This window comes from Acinetobacter bouvetii DSM 14964 = CIP 107468 (assembly GCF_000368865.1).
GTDB lineage: Bacteria > Pseudomonadota > Gammaproteobacteria > Pseudomonadales > Moraxellaceae > Acinetobacter > Acinetobacter bouvetii.
Map to the genome: position 1 here is coordinate 83,448 of NZ_KB849727.1, position 19,670 is coordinate 103,117.

At 41.4% G+C, this 19,670-nt stretch carries 17 protein-coding genes and 1 pseudogene; 12 read left to right on the top strand and 6 right to left on the bottom strand.

Annotated elements, in window-relative coordinates:
• The first annotated feature begins 168 nt into the window (after positions 1-168).
• From F941_RS07440 to F941_RS07455, 4 genes are all read left to right on the top strand, one after another.
• Entirely contained in the window at positions 169-1,290 is a 1,122-nt protein-coding gene (locus F941_RS07440; RefSeq protein ID WP_005009663.1) for a phosphotransferase family protein, read from the top strand.
• Complete coding sequence (locus tag F941_RS07445) at positions 1,287-1,985, top strand: histidine phosphatase family protein (RefSeq protein WP_005009664.1); 699 nt, start codon at positions 1,287-1,289, stop codon at positions 1,983-1,985. Before F941_RS07440 ends, F941_RS07445 begins: the two co-directional genes overlap by 4 nt.
• A 22-nt stretch (positions 1,986-2,007) precedes the next feature.
• On the top strand, positions 2,008-2,751 hold the full coding sequence (locus tag F941_RS07450; RefSeq protein ID WP_005009665.1) for an SDR family oxidoreductase: 744 nt from the start codon (positions 2,008-2,010) through the stop codon (positions 2,749-2,751).
• A gap of 139 nt (positions 2,752-2,890) precedes the next feature.
• A complete protein-coding gene (locus F941_RS07455; RefSeq protein WP_026253331.1) occupies positions 2,891-3,733 on the top strand; it encodes a bifunctional transcriptional activator/DNA repair enzyme AdaA in 843 nt (280 codons plus the stop codon).
• A gap of 85 nt (positions 3,734-3,818) precedes the next feature.
• Here F941_RS07455 and F941_RS07460 read toward each other — a convergent pair whose 3' ends face one another.
• Positions 3,819-4,568 carry a hypothetical protein gene (locus F941_RS07460; RefSeq protein ID WP_005009667.1) on the bottom strand — a complete coding sequence of 250 codons (750 nt, stop codon included), beginning with the start codon at positions 4,566-4,568 and terminating at the stop codon, positions 3,819-3,821.
• A 266-nt stretch (positions 4,569-4,834) separates the two neighbouring features.
• On the opposite strand from F941_RS07460, the pseudogene F941_RS07465 reads away from it, so the two are divergent.
• A pseudogene (locus tag F941_RS07465) lies at positions 4,835-5,545 on the top strand (SGNH/GDSL hydrolase family protein).
• A 666-nt stretch (positions 5,546-6,211) separates the two neighbouring features.
• A complete protein-coding gene (locus tag F941_RS07470) occupies positions 6,212-7,516 on the top strand; it encodes an NAD(P)/FAD-dependent oxidoreductase (protein ID WP_005009670.1) in 1,305 nt (434 codons plus the stop codon).
• Between the two features lie 210 nt (positions 7,517-7,726).
• Here the strand turns inward: F941_RS07470 and F941_RS07475 are convergent, their stop codons facing one another.
• Entirely contained in the window at positions 7,727-8,698 is a 972-nt protein-coding gene (locus F941_RS07475; protein ID WP_005009673.1) for a hypothetical protein, read from the bottom strand.
• 617 nt (positions 8,699-9,315) lie between these two features.
• Here F941_RS07475 and F941_RS07480 point away from each other — a divergent pair.
• Positions 9,316-9,900, top strand: coding sequence for a uracil-DNA glycosylase family protein (locus F941_RS07480; protein ID WP_005009675.1), 585 nt, complete (start codon positions 9,316-9,318; stop codon positions 9,898-9,900).
• 19 nt (positions 9,901-9,919) lie between these two features.
• On the opposite strand, the gene F941_RS07485 is transcribed toward F941_RS07480, so the two are convergent.
• Together F941_RS07485 and F941_RS07490 are read right to left on the bottom strand one after the other, a co-directional pair.
• A complete protein-coding gene (locus F941_RS07485; RefSeq protein WP_005009677.1) occupies positions 9,920-10,405 on the bottom strand; it encodes a pyridoxamine 5'-phosphate oxidase family protein in 486 nt (161 codons plus the stop codon).
• Between the two features lie 160 nt (positions 10,406-10,565).
• Complete coding sequence (locus tag F941_RS07490) at positions 10,566-11,429, bottom strand: DMT family transporter (RefSeq protein ID WP_005009680.1); 864 nt, start codon at positions 11,427-11,429, stop codon at positions 10,566-10,568.
• Positions 11,430-11,700: 271 nt separating this feature from the next.
• On the opposite strand from F941_RS07490, the gene F941_RS07495 reads away from it, so the two are divergent.
• Positions 11,701-13,092: an aminotransferase-like domain-containing protein gene (locus tag F941_RS07495; RefSeq protein ID WP_005009681.1), complete on the top strand. Its 1,392-nt coding sequence runs from the start codon at positions 11,701-11,703 to the stop codon at positions 13,090-13,092.
• Positions 13,093-13,113: 21 nt separating this feature from the next.
• On the opposite strand, the gene F941_RS07500 is transcribed toward F941_RS07495, so the two are convergent.
• Positions 13,114-13,551 (bottom strand): hypothetical protein, encoded by a 438-nt coding sequence (locus tag F941_RS07500; protein WP_005009682.1) that lies wholly within the window; start codon positions 13,549-13,551, stop codon positions 13,114-13,116.
• A gap of 132 nt (positions 13,552-13,683) precedes the next feature.
• On the opposite strand from F941_RS07500, the gene F941_RS07505 reads away from it, so the two are divergent.
• Complete coding sequence (locus F941_RS07505) at positions 13,684-14,322, top strand: class I SAM-dependent methyltransferase (protein WP_005009683.1); 639 nt, start codon at positions 13,684-13,686, stop codon at positions 14,320-14,322.
• A gap of 4 nt (positions 14,323-14,326) precedes the next feature.
• Here F941_RS07505 and F941_RS07510 read toward each other — a convergent pair whose 3' ends face one another.
• Positions 14,327-15,880: a phospholipase D family protein gene (locus tag F941_RS07510; protein ID WP_018572502.1), complete on the bottom strand. Its 1,554-nt coding sequence runs from the start codon at positions 15,878-15,880 to the stop codon at positions 14,327-14,329.
• Positions 15,881-16,009: 129 nt separating this feature from the next.
• Here F941_RS07510 and F941_RS07515 point away from each other — a divergent pair, with 129 nt between their 5' ends.
• From F941_RS07515 to F941_RS07525, 3 genes are all read left to right on the top strand, one after another.
• The gene (locus F941_RS07515; RefSeq protein ID WP_005009685.1) at positions 16,010-17,131 is read left to right on the top strand and encodes an S-(hydroxymethyl)glutathione dehydrogenase/class III alcohol dehydrogenase; all 1,122 of its coding nucleotides are present in this window, start codon (positions 16,010-16,012) and stop codon (positions 17,129-17,131) included.
• A gap of 268 nt (positions 17,132-17,399) precedes the next feature.
• Positions 17,400-18,422, top strand: a complete 1,023-nt coding sequence (locus tag F941_RS07520) for a flavin reductase family protein (RefSeq protein WP_005009687.1) — start codon at positions 17,400-17,402, stop codon at positions 18,420-18,422.
• 22 nt (positions 18,423-18,444) lie between these two features.
• Complete coding sequence (locus F941_RS07525) at positions 18,445-19,614, top strand: fatty acid desaturase family protein (RefSeq protein WP_005009688.1); 1,170 nt, start codon at positions 18,445-18,447, stop codon at positions 19,612-19,614.
• The last annotated feature ends 56 nt before the right edge of the window (positions 19,615-19,670 follow it).

Here is a 19,670-nt window from a genome sequence, read left to right on the forward strand (position 1 = left end):
TTTAAGGAATAGCATGGCTCATCATGCACAGTCATGCTATAACAAGCTGTATGCTTTTTTAACAATATATTTTTTACAATGAACAAATGAATTGCTCATAGATCAACAGTGCACAGTTGAAGTCCGCAATTCAAATCATAGAAATTCAGGTTTTAGGGAAATAAAAGAATGTCAGTCATTGATGTAGGCGGATCAGTTCGAGAGGGTGAAGAATTAGATATCCGCGCAGTGAGCAACTGGCTCATTGAAAATGGTTCAGATATTGCTGGGCCAGTTGAAGTGACTCAATATTCTGGCGGCGCATCGAATTGGACCTACCGGCTCAAGTATGAAAACGCAGACCTGATTTTACGCCGGCCGCCGAAAGGCACAAAAGCAAAGTCTGCACATGATATGGCGCGTGAGTACAACGTTCAGAAAAATTTGAAACCGTTTTACCCGGTTTTGCCTGAAATGGTGGCGTTGTGTCAGGACGAATCGGTTATTGGCTGCGACTTCTATGTGATGGAGCGTGTGGAAGGCATTATCCCGCGTGCAAACTTACCCAAAGAACTGAACTTTAATGAAGCGCAAGTCCGCGAGCTGTGTATCAATGTTATTGATAAATTGATTGAATTGCATCAGGTGCCCTATAAGGGAACAGCGCTTGAGAAATTAGGCAAAGGTGAAGGTTACTGCCGCCGTCAGGTTGAGGGATGGGATGCCCGCTATGAAAAAGCCAAGACTTTAAATGTGCCGTCATTCAAATATGTGCGCAATTGGTTAAAAGAAAATATTCCTGAAGATACCAATACCTGCATAATTCATAACGATTGGCGCTTTGATAATGTCATTTTAGACCCGGAAAACCCGACACAGGTGATCGGTGTGCTGGATTGGGAAATGGCGACATTGGGTGACCCGCTGATGGATTTGGGCTCGGCTTTAGCCTATTGGGTTGAAGATAAAGACAATGCGATTTTCAAGGCCACCCGCCGCCAGCCAACCAACTTAAAAGGCATGTTTACCCGCAAAGAAGTTGTAGAATACTATTTGGAAAAAACAGGTTTGCACACAGACAACTGGACCTTTTATGAAGTGTTCGGCATTTTCCGCTTAGCTGTCATTGCGCAGCAAATTTACTACCGGTTTTACCATAAGCAAACCAACAATCCAGCCTTTAAGGATTTCTGGATTGTCATTCATGCCTTGCACATCCGTGCGTTAAAATTGATTGGCCTGCAAAAAATTGAAGCCAATGAAATTGCGCATAAATACATTGAAAAGATGAAGGATATTTTAGGGAAATGACCACGATTTATTTAGTTCGTCACGGTCAGGCTTCATTTGGCGCCGAAAGCTATGACAAGCTTTCGCCGAATGGCGAGCTTCAGGCAAAAGTGCTGGGTCAGTATTTTGATCAGATTTTGAAAGAAGCGCCTTATGCTGTTGCAGGATCTATGCAGCGCCATCAGCAAACCGCCAGCCTCGCGCTGGAAAAATGCTTTCCAGAAAGTGAAATTGTAACGGACAGCGCTTGGAATGAATTTAATCATCAGCAGGTTTTTGCGCAGTATGAACCGCGTTTTAATGAACCGCATTTGCTGAAAGAAGATGTTTCTAAAGAAGCCAATCCGCGTGCGTATTTAGCCAAAATTTTTGAAGGCGCCATTGAACGCTGGACCGGCGGCGAATACCACCATGAATATGATGAATCTTGGCCGCATTTTAAAAGCCGTGTAGAAACTGCCTTGCAACATTTGTGTGATGAACTGGCGCAGACCAGGCCGCGCTATGCTGTGGTGTTTACTTCCGGCGGTGTCATTTCGGTGGCTGTTGGCAAAATTTTAGGCCTTAGCCCTGAAAAAACTTTTGCGCTGAATTGGGCAATTGCGAATACCAGCATCACTACACTGCGCTTAGTGGGCAATGAGCCGCAATTGTTAAGTTTGAATGAGCATCATTTTATTAAAGCTGCCAATCCAAATTTATTGACATGGATTTGATTAAAAAATTAAGGAAAAAGTCATGGCGAAAACAATTTTAATTACAGGCGCAAGTTCAGGTATTGGCGCTGGGATGGCCCGTGAATTTGCGCAAAAAGGCTATAACCTTGCAATTTGCGCCCGCCGTTTGGAGCGGTTGGAAATCTTAAAGCAGGAACTGGAAAGTCAATACGGCGTAAAAGTAATCGCTAAAACTTTAGACGTGACCCATTATGATCAGGTCTTTGAAGTTTTCCGCGCTTTTAAAGCAGAGTTCGGCACGATTGACCGTGTGATTGTAAATGCCGGTGTCGGTGATGGCCGCCGCATTGGTAAAGGCAATTTTGATATTAACCGCGCCACAGTAGAAACCAACTTTATTTCTGCTTTGGCACAGTGTGAAGCTGCGGTTGAAATTTTCCGTGAGCAAAATGCAGGGCATTTGGTGGTGATTTCATCCATGAGCGCAGTGCGCGGCATGCCAAAACACTTGACTGCTTACGGCGCAAGCAAGGCCGGTGTTGCACACTTGGCGGAAGGCATTCGTGCAGAATTGATCAATACGCCGATTAAGGTCTCGACGATCTTTCCAGGGTATATCCGCACAGAAATTAATGAAGGCGCAAAAAAACTGCCTTTTGAGGTGGATGAAAAAACCGGTTCACGCTTGTTGGCCGCTGAAATTGAAAAAGAGCCAGTTAAAGCGTATGTGCCAAAATGGCCTTGGCTGCCGCTAGGCACAGTAATGAAAGTATTGCCTTTAAAATTAGTAATGAAACTCGGCTAGGCCATCTTAAAAAAAAAGCTCCTTATGGAGCTTTTTTTTTACATGACATATATAAAACACAAGTTTCGGATTTTTTCTGCGGATGCATGTTTTTATACTGAGAGAAATAGTGGAGGCTGCACCTATGAAAAATGCTGAAATGTGCAAACAGAATCAATATGACCGAATTGCAGATGCAATTGCATATATTCATCAGAACTTTAAACAGCAGCCAAGTTTAGAGGAAATCGCTGCGTCTGTTCACCTCAGCCCAGTGCATTTTCAAAAACAGTTTAAAGACTGGGTGGGCGTCAGCCCCAAAAAGTTTCTGCAATATATCAGTGCGGAATATGCTAAAAAGATTTTGGCGAATAACACTAACTTTTCAATGTCGGATGCAGTCTATGAAACTGGATTTTCCAGCCCAAGCCGCTTGCACGATCTTTTTATTCAGATTGAAGGCATGACGCCTGCTGAATTTAAGAATCAGGGCAAAAACTTGGCAATTTCATACAGTTTTGCAGATACACCTTTTGGTGAGGTGATTATAGCGTCCACACACAAAGGGATTTGCCATATGGCTTTTGAAGATGACCGAGCATTGGCCTGCCGGCAACTGCTTGATGCTTTTCCGCAGGCACAATTCACAGAGCAAACAGACGCTTTTCAACAAAGCGCTTTGCGTATATTTGCTGATGCAGAATCACTGCCAAGAGTTAAACTGCACTTAAAAGGCACGCCATTTCAGCTGAAAATCTGGCAAAGCCTGCTGAAAATACCGATGGGTCAGCTCAAAACCTATGGCGATATTGCGCAGGATATTAAAAGTCCGCAAGCGAACAGGGCAGTAGGCACGGCTATAGGCCGCAATCCTGTTGCGTTTTTAATTCCATGCCATCGCGTTATCCGTTCAACAGGCATTATGGGCGGTTACAAATGGGGAGTTCCGCGTAAAACGGCCATGATTGGCTGGGAAGGCGTGAAGGCGCATGAACCTGTCTGATTTTTAAATGCGCAGATATTGAAACAGCCCGTATTTAAAAACATTCTGCCTTGTTATTTTTCAAATATCCTGTGGTTCAATGGCTTTAATTCATGAGCTTTCCAGTCTGATTCAGAATGATTTTATTCCGCTGTTTTACCCGCAATATCACTTCAGGTACTGTATTTTCACCCATCACAATGCGTTCAACCGTATAGATATTTGAACCGCTTTTAAAGGTGTAATAATGGTTGCCGCCGCTGCCATCAAATGTTACTGAACCTTGATTTAAGATTAAGGATGGCTTTGCCGCTTGCTTTTGATTGGCCTTCCAAGCAGCGTAGCGGTATTGGCCATTGTTCAGCTCATCAATGCGCACCATAAAACTTTGGGTGTTAAAACTGAAAACGGGCGCTTTGAACTTCTGCAATGATGGATGCAGCTGCTGTTTCTGCTGTGCAATTAAATTTTGTTTATATTGCTGTTCAGCCTTGCTGCTGTAATTGACCGCTGTAATTTTTCCGCCGTCCAGCCAAACTTTACCATTATCCAACATCAGGCCGCGCCAGCCCATGGAACTCCACTGACTGAGCTGAGAGTTGGCAATGTCCTGTTTCAGCTGAGCATCAAAGACTTGATTAAAACGTTTTTCCATCTCTGCGGTATTTTGAATAGCAGGAATTGGAGCTTCCCGCTGCAATGGATATTGAATGCTAAGCGCAATCTTTTGCGGATGGTTCTGCTTAAACAGCATAACCAGATGATCCACCTGCTTTTGTTCTGCGTCCGTCAGGGCAAATGCTGATGCGCTGCTTATGATAGCCATCACGAAAGTGAGGGTGATTTTATTGATCATGCAATCTAGCCTGCTTGATTTGATATTCAATACACTCTGTTTATCAGATAAGTATGGATAATGCATGCAGTATTTACTTCAAAATGCATGATCCGCCTCTGCAATAATATTGCGTACTTATCTGCCTCTCAATGACCGAGCTTTGAGCAACTCAATAATTCGTCCAAGTAAAGATGTAATTTCACTTAGATATTTTGCTTACAGTTAATGCAGATAGATATTGAATCCTTTAAACTTTCCGCATCCATCTTTTGTGTAATCCCTTCATGTTTTTAAAAGCAGCAACGATTGCCTTAATTCCAGCTTTGGTCATTCAAGGAAGCCGCGTTAAAAAAAATACGCCGCGTTTGCCCGAACCTGAAGGTGCACGTATTGGCCAAACTGGCGCAGGAAAACCGCTGTCTATTTTAATTGTTGGTGATTCTGCCGCAGCGGGTGTTGGCGTCACGTCTCAGGAAGATGCTTTGCTTGGCGCCGTGATTAATGAATTAAAAATGGATTATGCGCTGGATTGGAAACTGCATGCCAAGTCAGGAGATAATAGCCATCAAATCATTAAAAACGTAAATACCTTAGAAAGCCGTCATTATGACGCGGTGCTGACCTCTGTCGGTGTCAATGATGTCACAAAACTCATGTCGGCTCGGCAATGGATCAAAAAACAGCATGAGCTGTACAATTTAATTCAGCAGAAGTTCGCCCCTAAGCTTATTATTGCCGCAGGCGTTCCCCCAATGCATATGTTTCCTGCGCTGCCAAATCCTTTAGGCTGGCTGTTTGGACAGTATGCCAAGCAAATGAATGCTGAATTAGAAAAATTCATACAAGCGCATGAGCATATGCAATGGATTGAATATGATTTGCAAAAGTATTAGGCGCTGAACTTAGAAATGGCTGAAGATGGCTTTCATCCAAGTAAAGAGATTTACCAAATTTGGGCAAAAGAGGTTGCGGATAAAATCCGTCAGGTTTTATAAGTTTAGAACTCATCCAGGTTTTAACTAAGATTTTAGCTATTTTTTGATGAATTGAGTTTCTTGCATAATTGCGAAAACTGCTGTTATTTTCTTCCAAAATAGCTTCAAAAACTGCCATTTTTACCTACTTTTATTATTCAAGAAGGAGAATTTAAACAGTCAAAGCAAAATAAAGATAAAAAGTATTGATGCATTTAAAATTACTATGTCACTTTAAGTTTTAACATATATCTATAACTAGATTGCATCTATGAAATATCACTAAAGTTTAGTCGGCTGATATTCTCCGGAAATCGCGGCTTTTAAAAAGTTTTGAAAGGTTGAACAGCCAAATAAAAAAGAAAGAGCGAATATTCCGCAGTATTAGTCCAATAGCATTCCTAAACAGTTGTCATAAAAACTGGATTCAATCGGATCTGGAGGCCGCAGATAAGGCAGCGCCGCGTGATCAATACTTCAGCAGTTAGAACAGGCTAAAGTCCAGACTTCTTAAATGTATTATTTAGTCAATGAACTGGTGCAGAACGTGAATAATCACAAAAAAGCCGTTTCAGTGCGCTGAAGGCTAGAACGGTTAAAAGTAAAAGAATGATTTGGAAAGAATAAATTAAAGTGTTTGATATAAGGTGTATTATCTTAACTTTAATGAGGAATTATAGGAAATTTATGCAAAATAATAGTGATATTAATTTACCAATTCTTATTATTGGCGCAGGGATAGCTGGAATAGCATGTGCAAAAAAACTGCAAGAAAATGGTAAAAAAGTTATCGTATTAGAAGCTAAATCCAGTATTGGCGGGCGCATAAACTCTAGAAAAATTGATTCGGATATCTTTGATTTGGGTGCATCATGGATTCATGGAATTGATGATAATCCTATATGGGCTATTACCCAAGAAAATAATATAGGAACGACTATTTTTAATTATGATAATTCACAATATTTTCATAAAAATGGAAAATTCTTTTCAGAAAAAGAAGCGCAAGAGTTTGAGTTTTTTATAGATAAAATAGAAAAATCACTTTCTCAAACACACAAAAAATCTGCTCTTGAAGCCATTAAAGAAATAATATTTTCTTTAAATTATTCAGGTAATACATTTTCAGAAAACTACCTTAAAAAATTATTATTAAGCTTCTTTGAACGAATAGCAAATGATCCATTTGCTGCAAATCTAGATCTGCTTTCTTCAAATTATCAAAATCATGAGGGATACTTCCAAGGTAATGAGGTTGTATTTACCAAGGGCTACTGTCAGGTTATTGAAAGTATTTCAAAAAATATAGAATTTAAATTAAATATAGATGTTAAAACAATTAATTATGAGGATGAGTGTGTCAAGCTTATCGATTCCAATGATAATGTTTACATAGGTTCGCGCGTAGTGGTTACCGTGCCACTTGGCATTCTGAAAAAAAATCACATAGAGTTTCACCCGCCATTATCTCGTGATTATATTCACTCTATTCAAGAAATCGGGTTTGGATCTTTCAATAAAGTATTTTTTGAATTAGAGCAACCGCTTCCATTTCGGTTGGAAGGTTCAGTGGAGAAGATTAGTGATTTTTATTGGAATGACACCGATTGCTTTAACATTTTAGATTTATCTAAAATTTATCAAAAACCAACTTATTTAATGCTATTTGGAGGGGATAAATCAAAGTTTATAGACAATTCAACGGATAGTGAAGTATCTGATTTTGTCTTTAGCAGCTTACAAAAACAATTTCATGGAATTCCCAATAAACCTAAAAAAATAATAGTTACACGTTGGGGAGTGGACCCTTATAGCTGCGGTTCTTTTAGTTTTCCGTCACTAAATCACACTGATGATCTTATTAAGATATTACATCAGCCAATTAGAAAGCTTATTTTCTTTGCAGGTGAACATTGCAGTTTGAAATATGCGGGTACTGTGCATGGCGCATACCTCAGCGGTTGTGAAGCGGCTGAAAAAATCTTAAAGTAAATCGAACTTTTACCGCTGGAAAGAGAACTTACAGCATAGTTTATGACAAAGCAAAAATCGCATTAAAGCCTAAAAAAGGCTTTGGATGTTGAATGGGATGATTGATCAATGGGTGTGGGGTATGAGGTGATTGATTTCAGCGATCAAAATTGAAAGCTGCAAATTTTGGAGAGTATAAAAAGGCGGGAAAACCCGCCTTTTTATATGTTATTACCAAGGATTCGTTGGTAGATCTCTAAACGCTAAATGTAGCCCGTAAGCAGCTTTTTGATCGAAAGCTGAACATAAACCGGATTTAAGTGAAGGATCAATATATTTGCTTAAATCTACTTTTTCGTCAGAGGTGTAGTCGCCAAAATATAATTTTCCATTTAATTCCGCTACGACCATTTGGTAGTCATCTGAAACCTCACCATCAGCTTTTTTTACATATGCAACATTCTTATTTGCCCACTGTTCTGTAATAACATTTAAACCTTGAGTTTTTTTCTCTTTTACCCAAGCTGAATATGTTTTATTGACTAAGTTGGTTTTATCAAATTCAATAGTAGAGTGCGAAAGTTGGGTGCTTAAAAACTGGTAACATTCAGCTCCCTCAGGAAAAGTTTGAGCAGATTTGAAAAAGGCAAGTCTAAGCTTTAAAAATTCAGTAGGTTCTGAATTGAGATTTTCAGAAGCGAAAATAGAGTTTATGACTTCCGATGAGTTCATTTTCTTTTTAGACAGACTCAGCGTCTTAAATGTAATGGTTTGCGTTAGGCCACCTTTGTGCTGGTCATGCGAAATTACTACAGAACCTTGCCCATTTCTTTCTAAATATAGAGGCAGGCTATAACCATTAGATTCGTATAATTTATCTTTAGTAAGAGTGAAATCATATTCTGTAAAAGGATTTTCTGCCGTAGCGTAGTTTTGAGCAAAATCAACTTGTGTTCTAGTGGTTAGAAAAACATCATTGTCGCGTAATATGAGTGATTCACTAAATATTTTATATAATTCCATTCCTATAGAATCATTTCTTTCACCTATTAATTCGTAAGTATGCATTGGAAATTTAATTGACGTTTTAGCGGTACTATTATTGTAGCTGTCACCTGTGCCATCTCCACCACATGCAGAGATAGTTAAGCCTATGAGAGAAATAAAACTTAGTTTTGAAAATTTTGAAGTTAATAATTGCATTATTGGACTACTCGAATTTTAAATTAGTTTAAAGTATGTATTTAAAAATAATAAAAATTTAGCAAATGTTGTGCTAAAAATTAAAGGAATTCTATATCAATTCAGAAGTCTTTTCTTTATTTATTTTTAACAAAAATTAAAAAGCAGTTACACTTTCTTGATTGGAACACTCCAAAAACTGCACTGCGCTGGAGTGTCAAAATAACCCTAATAATCTTCTGATAAGGGCTATTTTCATGGCTGATACAGCTCGAAAAACCATGGCTAAATGAAATTATCCACAATGGTATTACAGTACTTACAGTCCGCCAGCTGATCCGTAGAGAAAAGGATTACATGGAAGCTCATTGCGCAAATTTAGAATGCTCATAATTCAATAGATATTGAGAAAATAGCATCATATTTTTATGATTCTCTTTCGTCATAATGGTCAGTACTTTCTATATTTTCGACCATGGTTTTGCAGAAATTTTGCAGGTGTTAATCAAGAACACACTTAGCAGAGTAGGTGACATCGCTGTAAAATCAGATATTATGCTAAGATCTAGGAAGATAACTCTATGGCGCACAATCAAAACCACCCTTGCAAATTCAACCTAACCTATTGATTATAAATAATGTCTGAAATAGAAACCCACCCCCTAAAGCCATTTTTGCCTGAAAATGGCAAGCTTTTGATGCTCGGCAGTTTCCCGCCGCCAAAGGCACGCTGGAAAATGGATTTTTATTATCCAAATTACCAAAACGATATGTGGAAAATCTTTGGCTTATGCTTTTTTCAAGACAAAAATTATTTCTTAAATCTCGATGCGAAAACATTCAAAGAACAGTACATCCGGGATTTTCTCAATGAAAAGGGCATTGGCATTTTTGATACGGCGTATCAGGTCATTCGCCTCAAAGGCAATGCATCAGACAAATTTTTGCAGATTTACCAGCCCACAGATATTGCCATGCTGCTGAAACAGATGCCTGCCTGCCGCAGCATAATGACCACAGGCGATAAAGCAACCGATACGCTGATGCTGTCGATGCCAGCAGCGGCAGAAAAACCACAAATCGGCTATTCGGTCAAAAACACTTTTGCAGGCCGAGAATTGACACTGTATCGAATGCCGTCTTCCTCGCGTGCTTATCCGCTGGCGTTAGAAAAAAAAGCGGAAGCCTATCATTCTTTATTTTCAGAAATAGGCTTACTTTAAGTTATATTAGTGGTGCCGTTCAATGATCCGGCATCATATGGGGATATTTGACCCATTTATAATCATGCACATTAAAATCACGAACCAGCTTAAAGTCGTTCCAAATCAGCTGACTGCCTTTGGTCCAGCTTAATGCTTTAATTCTCTGATTGACCAGAGCCATTTCAGCAGCGCTTGCGGGCCTCAAATCTCCAATCTCAGCATAAAGCCGGACACCGGGAAAATCCTGAAATTGGCCTTGTACTAATGCGCGAAGCCAAAACAGCTTGCTGCTGTTAATAAATTGTATGCAGCCCTTAGGATTCTGAGGCAAATTTTCTTGCAGCGCTTCAGAATAGGTATCAAAAAAGAAGCCTGAAAAAGTAGCTTCATGCAGAAATAGGGTGCCGATGGGTGTAATGGTTGGCTGTAAATTTTGATCGACCGTTGCAATAGAGCAGTGCATAGAGGACTGCTGTGCAGCTGCCGCAATTTTTTGGATGTGCTTCCAGTCCTGCAAATTCATGATGGGGCCTTTTTTATTCTAGTTTTGAGCTGTTAATATAGCAGTTCTCTGCTGTTATCAGTTGCAAACAGGCCTAAATGAACTGGTCATTCAGGCCATTGGTTATTTACCCGCTGTTTGATTGATATCAGATGAAGCTTTGATAAAGTCCAGCTTAGGCTTAAGCATATTTCCTGGCCATTACAACGCAGGCAGCAACTGCCAAAGAAACAGCAATCATCAGCAGTGTGACATGTTCATTGAGTATTAGGGCGCAAAGAATCAGGCCAATAAATGGCTGTATCAGCTGTATTTGTCCGACCTTTGCAATACCGCCAAGCGCTAAGCCTTTGTACCAAAAAAAGAATCCAATCAGCATGCTGAACAGTGATACATAAGCCAATCCTAAGTAGGCTGATGGCGGTACTGCAGAAAAATCTTGCGGAAAATAAATCCAGCTGATCAGCAACATGGCCGGAAATGCAATCACTAAAGCCCAGCAGATCACTTGCCAGCCGCCTAATTCACGCGACAGTACGCCACCTTCTGCATAGCCTAATCCGCACAGCAAAACTGCAGCAGCCATATAGCCATCGCCAGCAGCACTGAGATGCAATCCAGATTGATTCAGCATGAAAAGAATCACTAAGCTGCTGCCGATGCAGGTATAGATCCAAAACGCACGTTTAGGTGCTTCCTTTGCGCGAAGCACCGCAAAAAAAGCGGTGGCTAGTGGCAGCAAGGCAATGAAAATCAAAGAATGCGCAGCTGTAGCTGTTTGCAAAGCCAGTGCTGTGAATAGCGGAAAGCCGATAACAACACCTGCGGATATAATGAATAAAGCTTTTATTTGCTGTGGGGATGGCCTTGGCTGCTTTAGGGCAATCAGCAAGATTAAAGCCAAAACAGCAGCGATGCAGGCACGTGCGCCAGTCAGAAATTCCGGGCTGAAACCATGCACCGCGATCCGTGTAGCGGGCATAGAACCTGCAAAAATCACTACGCCGATTAATCCGTACAGCCAGCCTTGGTGAAGTGCTTTCATTTTTAGTATTCCTGCTCATGTATTGCCGCAAATGATGCTCAGAAATTTAAGCCAAGGCTGGCGTGTTAAACAGATACAGTGCAATACAATTTAAAAGAACTGTTATGGCATAAATACCCATACAATTTGCTTTTTAAAGACGGTTTTTATAAGCTGAATCATAGTTCATGCAGTGATATGAAATCTTCTGCCTCACCGCAAACGGCTCATTGAGCTGTACGGCTTTTTCCCTTCTAAAATAGAAAAGGTCAGCTAAACAGGAAAATAAGAAATGACAAAAATTGAAGGAGTGATGCAGCAAATCAAAGCGCAAATTTTACAGCGTCAGCTCACTGCAGGGGCGCGCATACCCTCTGTGCGCCAATATGCACTGCAGCATGGCTGTTCAGTATCGACTGTTGTAGAAGCTTATGCGCGCTTGGTCAGTGCTGGAATTTTAGAATCTAGAATTGGCGCCGGCTATTTTATTTGCCCGCCCTCAATTGCATCGGCCTTATTGTCAGAGCATACAATTGAATATCGCCGTGAAGTCGATCCGCTGTGGATTTCCCGCCAGTCTTTAGATGCTCCAGCGCATATGTTAAAGCCAGGCTGCGGCTGGCTGCCGAAAGAGTGGATGCCGGAACAGGCATTGCGAAAAGCATTGAAGATGGCCGCAAAAGCAGACAGCAGTTTGCTGCTGGATTATTCTATTCCGCATGGGCATGTTGAATTAAGGCGCTATATTGCGCGAAAGCGGGAAGTCTGCGATATCATGCTGACTTTGAAGCAAATTTTAGTCAGTGATTCAGCTACGCAATCCATTGACTTGATTTTCCGGCATTTATTAAAAGCAGGCGATACCGTCATTATTGATGACCCGTGCTATTTTAATTTTAGGGCGTTAATTCAGGCGCACGGGCTCAATTGCATTGCAGTGCCATTTGGTAAAAATGGCCCAGAGATCGAGGCATTTAAGCAGGCAATGCACTATCAGCCTAAACTGTATCTGACGAATTCAGGTATTCATAATCCGACAGGCGCCGTACTTTCGATGCAAACTGCCTTTGAAATTGCCAAAATTGCGGAAAAAAATGGGCTGTACATTATCGAAGATGAGATCTTTAGCGACTTTGAATATGTTCCCGCACCGCGCTATCTGACATTGCTGGGATTGAAACAGGTGATTCAAATCGGCAGCTTTACAAAAACACTGTCGGCGGCTATCCGATGCGGTTACATTATTGCGCAAGAAGAGATGATTGATCAATTAATCGATCTGAATATTGCGACACACTTTAATACCAGCCACTTAAATGCAGAAATTATTTACCAGGCGCTGATTGACAGCAGTTATTTGCGCCATATTGAATGGCTGAAAAAACAGCTGCAAAAAACTATGTCTGAGACGGTGAAAAAACTGGCCGTATTGGGTATCTACCCTGTCATTTTGCCGAAAGCAGGAATTTTTTTATGGTGTCAATTGCCCGTGCATATTGATGCGGCCAAGCTGTCGCAGCTGTGTTTGGATAAAGGCATTATTCTGGCGCCGGGAAATTCTTTCAGCCAATCCAAAAATGCTGCGCAGTTTATCCGTTTTAATGCCGCACAGTGCATAGACAAAAAAGTTTTTGATGTTTTAGCAGCCGCTTTAAATGAGCTGCATCTGCGCGCAGCCGTTTAAACGCCGTCACTGATGTCAGCATTAACCATCATATTCCACATAATCCCATAAATTTAAACGCGCTTTAATTTCCTTGCGGAGATTTGGCAGCAGGGGCAGCAATGTTCCATCAATCCAAAGGCTCAGCGCTTGCGATGACAGCGTTTGATTTTCGGCATCGACCAATTGAGCGCCTTTCACCAAAACCAATGTTTCTGCAGCGGCATCAGTTTCCACACCTTTGAATAAAACCTGCAGTTCATGCCCCGTATCTCTAATCAGCCATTCCAGTTCAATCTGAATATTCTGATTGGACTTTAGCACCGCTTGACCCTCTAGAAATTCATTGTCAGTTAAGCAGTCATGTTCTACACGGACTTTGGCCAAGATCCATTCTTGCTGGCCTAAGTCTTCTAAAGTCTTATAAGGGATTAAAATATCATTAATATTAAAATGACGGCTTAAATCAAAAAATTGCATTGAGAGACCACAAAACAGGAGAAAAAGCAAAGACGCAATTTTAAAGCAATGAAAAACAGCTGTAAAACCTTTGCATGGATTGATCTTTTTTAAGTATAAATAGTCATGAATCATTGATAAGAAGATAAAGATATGCAGCCGGAAGATGTGCACAGTCCAATTGATCTCAAAAACGCGGCGGATGCACTGCAATGGGCCAATGAAGTCAATGTGAAACGGCCATGGCGCTATAAAATTTTTGATTACTATGCAGAAGAAATTCTGAAGCACGCGCCCGAAGGTCATATTCTTGAACTCGGTGCTGGGCCGGGTTATCTGGCAGAACACTTGATTCGGCAATGTCCCGATATTCAATACACTGCTTTTGATTTTTCGGATGCAATGCACGCGCTTGCAAAGCACAAGTTAATACCTTCTGAGTTGGAGCGATGCCGGTTTATTACAGGCGATTTTAAACAGCCACAATGGGAGGAGGCCCTGCAAAGTCAGAGTTCATATAAACCTTTTGATGTGATTATTATTCATCAGGCGCTTCATGAATTAAGGCATAAGCGCCATGCACCGTTATTCCATCAAGCAGTTAAAAAAATGATGAATCCAGATGGCCGCTATTTGGTCTGTGATCATTTATATGCACCAGACGCAATGCAAAACAATGAACTGTACATGTCTGTCGCTGAGCATGTGAAAGCTTTTCAAGATGCAAAATTTAAAAACTGTACAATCTCATTAGAAATAAAAGGCTTATGTGTATTTAAATGTAATGACTAAGTCATTACATCATCCATTCAATAGGCAAATATGAAACTGCTTTCATGCTGAACCTCTGAAACCGTGTGGTTCCGGGGTCAATTTTAAATTCATGGATAGAACCATCGGGGCGCTGATCTGTCCAGATGATTTCATTGTTTGCATTTAGCTTAAGTTGATAGGCAATTTGCGGTAAGTATTGATTCAGTATTTTTGAAATGTCATTTTGCAATGCATCCGACTCTATCACCAAGCCAACTTCAGTGTTTAGGTTCACTGAACGGGGGTCAAAATTAAAAGAACCAATGAAGACAATACCATCAATATCGAAAAATTTTGCATGCAAGCTAGAAGCGCTTTTTCCTTTTGCAGGAATTACATTTCCCGTCATTACTTCATACCATGTTCTTTTTTTGCGCTCTAAATAGGGCTTAAACTCATACAATTGCACGCCATTTTTTAGTAATTCATGGCGGTATTTGTTATAAAAAGCATGTACAACGGCCACATCATTGGCAGCAAAAGAATTGGTTAAAACACGGACCTCAATATTATTTTTCGACAATTTTGAAAGATAGTCTGCTCCGCGCTGGGTTGGGACAAAATAAGCCGAAACCAACTCCATGTGCTTTTTAGGCTCACCCATCAGATGATGCATTTGATTGTAAATGAGCTGATTTCCGCTGGCTTGTCCGCGAATTTTATTTGGACTATCTGCAACAAAATGTGCCGGCGCCCAGTTGAAAGAACGCTGTTTTAGGTCTTTATCTAATTGTTTTTGTACAAATTCAATTTTGTTTTCAACTTGGTTTTTTTGCGTCGCATCCAGTTCATATTGATGACGCAATTTTTTTAGCTCGGATTCTGAGCTAGTTCCTAATAATTGTGATGCGCTATAACTTAAATCATCATTCCAAAAATCTGAAAAGACTTCATTCGCATGTTTGACAGCAGTGCCATAAAATAAAATATCTAAGTCGGTAAATTGAAAGTTATCACTGGCATCAAAATATTCACGGCTAATATTGCGGCCGCCTGTGACGGCAATAGCGCCGTCTGCAATAATGAGCTTATTATGCATGCGGTGATTAATATATTTGAAGCGAAAAGCGTAATCGACAATGCGCAGTTTTCTAAATTTATACGGGTTGAATATTTTAACTTCAAAGTTAGGATGCAAGGCCAACGGTTTCAAGACTTTGTCCAGCTGTGTGCCATTCTGATCATCAATCAGCAATCGGACTTTCACGCCGCGATCTGCAGCTTTTAAAAGTTCCTGCAGCATCATGTGGCCAATATAGTCGTCTTTCCAAATGTAATATTGCAAATCAATTGTATGCTGCGCTTTTCGAATTAAATGCACGCGTGAGGCAATGCTCATAAATGCTTCATCCAGTGCTAAATATGCAGTTAAACCTTGTGACAAATGCTGTTCTACACCGGGTTCATTCAGCCAATGCTGCGTATGCATATAAATAGGCGCATCAGGTTTAGATTCATTCATTGGCAAACTGCACCCTGTAAGTGAAAAAATGATTAAAGAAAAGAAACCAGCCTGAAAAGCTAAACAAATCTGCATATTTATTTTTTAGGGCACCTTAATGTTATACGTTCATATTATCATCATGTTAAAGGTTGAATCATTGAATAAAAAGCGGTTACTGTAGATCATCTGTTAATCTAGCCATTATAAAAGGATATCCATTCGATGAAATCTCGTGCAGCTGTTGCGTTTGGGCCAGGTCAACCTTTAGAGATTGTTGAAATTGATGTTGCGCCGCCAAAAGCAGGCGAAGTGCTGGTTAAAATCAGCCACACAGGCGTTTGCCATACAGACGCTTTTACATTATCAGGTGATGATCCTGAGGGTGTATTTCCTGCGGTATTGGGCCATGAAGGCGCAGGTGTTGTCATAGAAGTTGGTGAAGGCGTCACCAGTGTTAAACCTGGCGATCATGTGATTCCATTGTATACGGCGGAATGCGGTGAGTGCTTATTCTGTAAGTCGGGTAAAACCAATCTTTGCGTAGCTGTGCGCGCAACGCAAGGCAAAGGCGTGATGCCGGACGGCACAACACGGTTCTCCTATAATGGCCAGCCAATTTATCATTATATGGGCTGCTCAACGTTCTCTGAATATACTGTTGTGGCAGAAGTTTCACTGGCAAAAATTAATCCTAAAGCGAACCATGAGCACGTTTGCTTGCTGGGCTGCGGCGTGACGACTGGTTTGGGCGCAGTCAAAAATACAGCCAAAGTGCAGGAAGGCGATACTGTCGCTGTATTTGGTCTGGGCGGCATTGGTTTGGCAGTCGTGCAAGGCGCTCAAAAAGCCAAAGCCAGCCGCATTATTGCGGTAGATACCAATCCAGAAAAATATACATTGGCCAAAGAATTTGGCGCAACTGATTTTGTGAATCCTAAAGATCATGACCGCCCTGTGCAGGAAGTGATTGTCGAAATGACAGGCTGGGGCGTTGATCATTCTTTTGAATGTATCGGCAATACCAATGTCATGCGTTCTGCACTGGAATGCGCGCACCGCGGCTGGGGGCAATCGGTCATTATTGGTGTGGCAGGCGCAGGCCAGGAAATTTCAACACGCCCGTTCCAGTTGGTCACTGGCCGCACATGGAAAGGCACCGCTTTTGGTGGTGTGAAGGGGCGTTCACAGCTGCCGGGCATGGTGGAAGAAGCCATGAAAGGTGACATCCGGCTTGAGCCATTTGTCACGCATACCATGGGCTTAGACAAAATCAACGAGGCTTTTGATCTGATGCATGAAGGAAAATCAATCCGTTCTGTCGTGCATTTTGAAAATTTAGCATAAATCAGCCGCGTGAAAAAAACCAAGCTTCGGCTTGGTTTTTTTGGCTCCTAAAATGCTGATTTGGCACTTTCTGCAGAATCCTTATTTGGATGCCAGCATTTCTCACCTCTCAAATTGGCAAAATATGACACATTGTCTGACAGAAAATGCAAATAAACTGTAAATGGCCGATTATGTCCTGAATTGATATAGAACAAATAATAGGCGCGTAATATTGTGGCATCACAATAATGAACACTTGTATATTATTCAACTAGACGAGGGCCGCATGCATACACGCGCAGAATATAAGCCGGAATGGATCCGCGAAGATTTTGTTGATTTCATAGCAGAAAAAATCGACTCAATTTGGGCATGGAAGAAAATTAAAGCTGAAATCATCAGTGTTAAACCATTAAGCACCGACTTTATTCAGCTGCAGCTGCGCCCTAACAAAAACTTTAATTTCCAAGCCTATCAGGCAGGGCAAAGTGTGCTCGTTACTGCAATTATTGGCGGTGTGCGCCAGCAGCGCAGCTATTCAGTCGTGCAAGTTTCGCCGCAAGGCCTGCTGAGTATTGCCGTTAAAAAGCAAGGCGCGGTTTCAAATGCACTGACATCATTAGCTTTGGGCGGAATTGTAGAAATTTCTCAGCCGCAGGGCGATTTTGTACTCAAGCCGACTGAACGCGCCAATTTAATGATTGCTTCAGGAAGCGGCATTACCGCCATTTATGCCTTGCTGAACAGTCATCTGCTGAGCAGTTCAAAACCAGTCGATCTGCTATATTTTAGCCGGGACAATGCTTATGCAACTGAACTGCAAGCTTTAGCAGAACATTATCCGCAATTTAAATTGCATTTAATTAATACCGCGCAGCAGAAACAGCATTTAGACCAAGCGCTTCTGGAACAGTTGGTCGATGGTTTTATGCAGCGTGAATGCTATGCGTGCGGCGCATCATCCATGATGCAAAGTGTGCAGCAAATTTATCTGCATGCGGGATTAACGGCTCAATTGCACACAGAATATTTTCAGATTCCTGCCGATGAAACATTGGCAGAACAGCCTGTAAAATTTTTGCGTTCTCAGCAAGCGTTTCAAGCCAAAAGCAATCTTTTGGAAAGCGCAGAACAGGCGGGATTAAGGCCCGCGCATGGCTGCCGTATGGGAATTTGCAATACCTGTTCATGCACTAAAGTGCAGGGTAGCGTCAAGAATATTTTGACGGGTGAAATTGACAGTCAGAACAATTCACAAATTAAATTATGCATTTCACAAGCCATCAGCCCAGTCACAATTAATCTATAAGCATGAAAAGGGGAAGAGAAAAATGAATAAGCCCATTAATTTTAGTGAAAAAAGTAAATCACAGTATTTGAGTACCGCTCAGGTTGAAGCGTTTGGCGCCAAAGTGGAAGCGATCCGCCGTGAAATTATGGATAGTTTAGGAGAGCATGACGCTAAATATATCTACAAAATCCGCAATTTTGTCCGTTACAGTGAAATTGCATCGCGCGGCATGCTGATGTTTGCTGGCTGGCTGCCGCCTGTATGGCTGCTGGGTACTGGCTTGCTGGGCGTGTCTAAAATTGTAGAAAATATGGAATTGGGCCACAACGTCATGCATGGTCAGTTTGACTGGCTGAATGACCCGAGCTTAAACGGCGCAAATTATGACTGGGACACCATGGCGACAGGCCCTGACTGGAAGTATACGCATAATTATATCCACCACACGTATACCAATATTGTTGGCATGGATCATGATGTCGGTTATGGCTTGATCCGGGTCAGCGAGTCGCAAAAATGGGAACCGCGCTTTTTGCTGAATATTCCATTGGCTGCTCAATTGATGCTGTTTTTTGAATGGTATGTGGGTGTGCAGAATCTGCATATTGAAGATGTGATTGCCTATAAAACCAAAACTTGGGCGCAGGTCTGGGAAGAAGCGGCTCCTGTGCGCAAAAAAATGAAGCGCCAGATTATGAAGGATTATGTCTTTTTTCCACTCATTGCAGGCCCGAACGCTATTCCAGTATTTTCAGGCAATGCAGTGGCCAATGTCATCCGCAGCCTATGGGCGTCAGCCGTTATTTTTAATGGCCATTTTACGGAAGATGCTGAAAATTTTGAGATGGACAATACTGACAATGAAACCCGTGCAGAATGGTATTTGCGTCAAATCCGCGGCTCGAGCAACTTTTCAGGCACGGCTTGGCTGCATATTTTAAGCGGCAATTTAAGCCATCAAATTGAGCATCACCTGTTTCCAGATATGCCAGCGAACCGCTATGCTGAAGCTGCGCCTAAGATCAAAGCGCTGTGTGCTGAATATGGCATTCATTATAATGAAGCGAGCTTTATGACGCAGTTTTCCAGTGTCTGGGTGCGTATTGCCAAGTGCTCATTGCCAAATGACTGGAAAAGTGAAGCAAAACATTATGCGGAACACGCAAAGCAGCGTGCATTTGGCTTGCTGTCTAGCAAACTGAAATTCTAAGCCTGAAGATTAACAGCCGTTCAACTTCATTGCTCATGCACCAATACTCAGCTGCA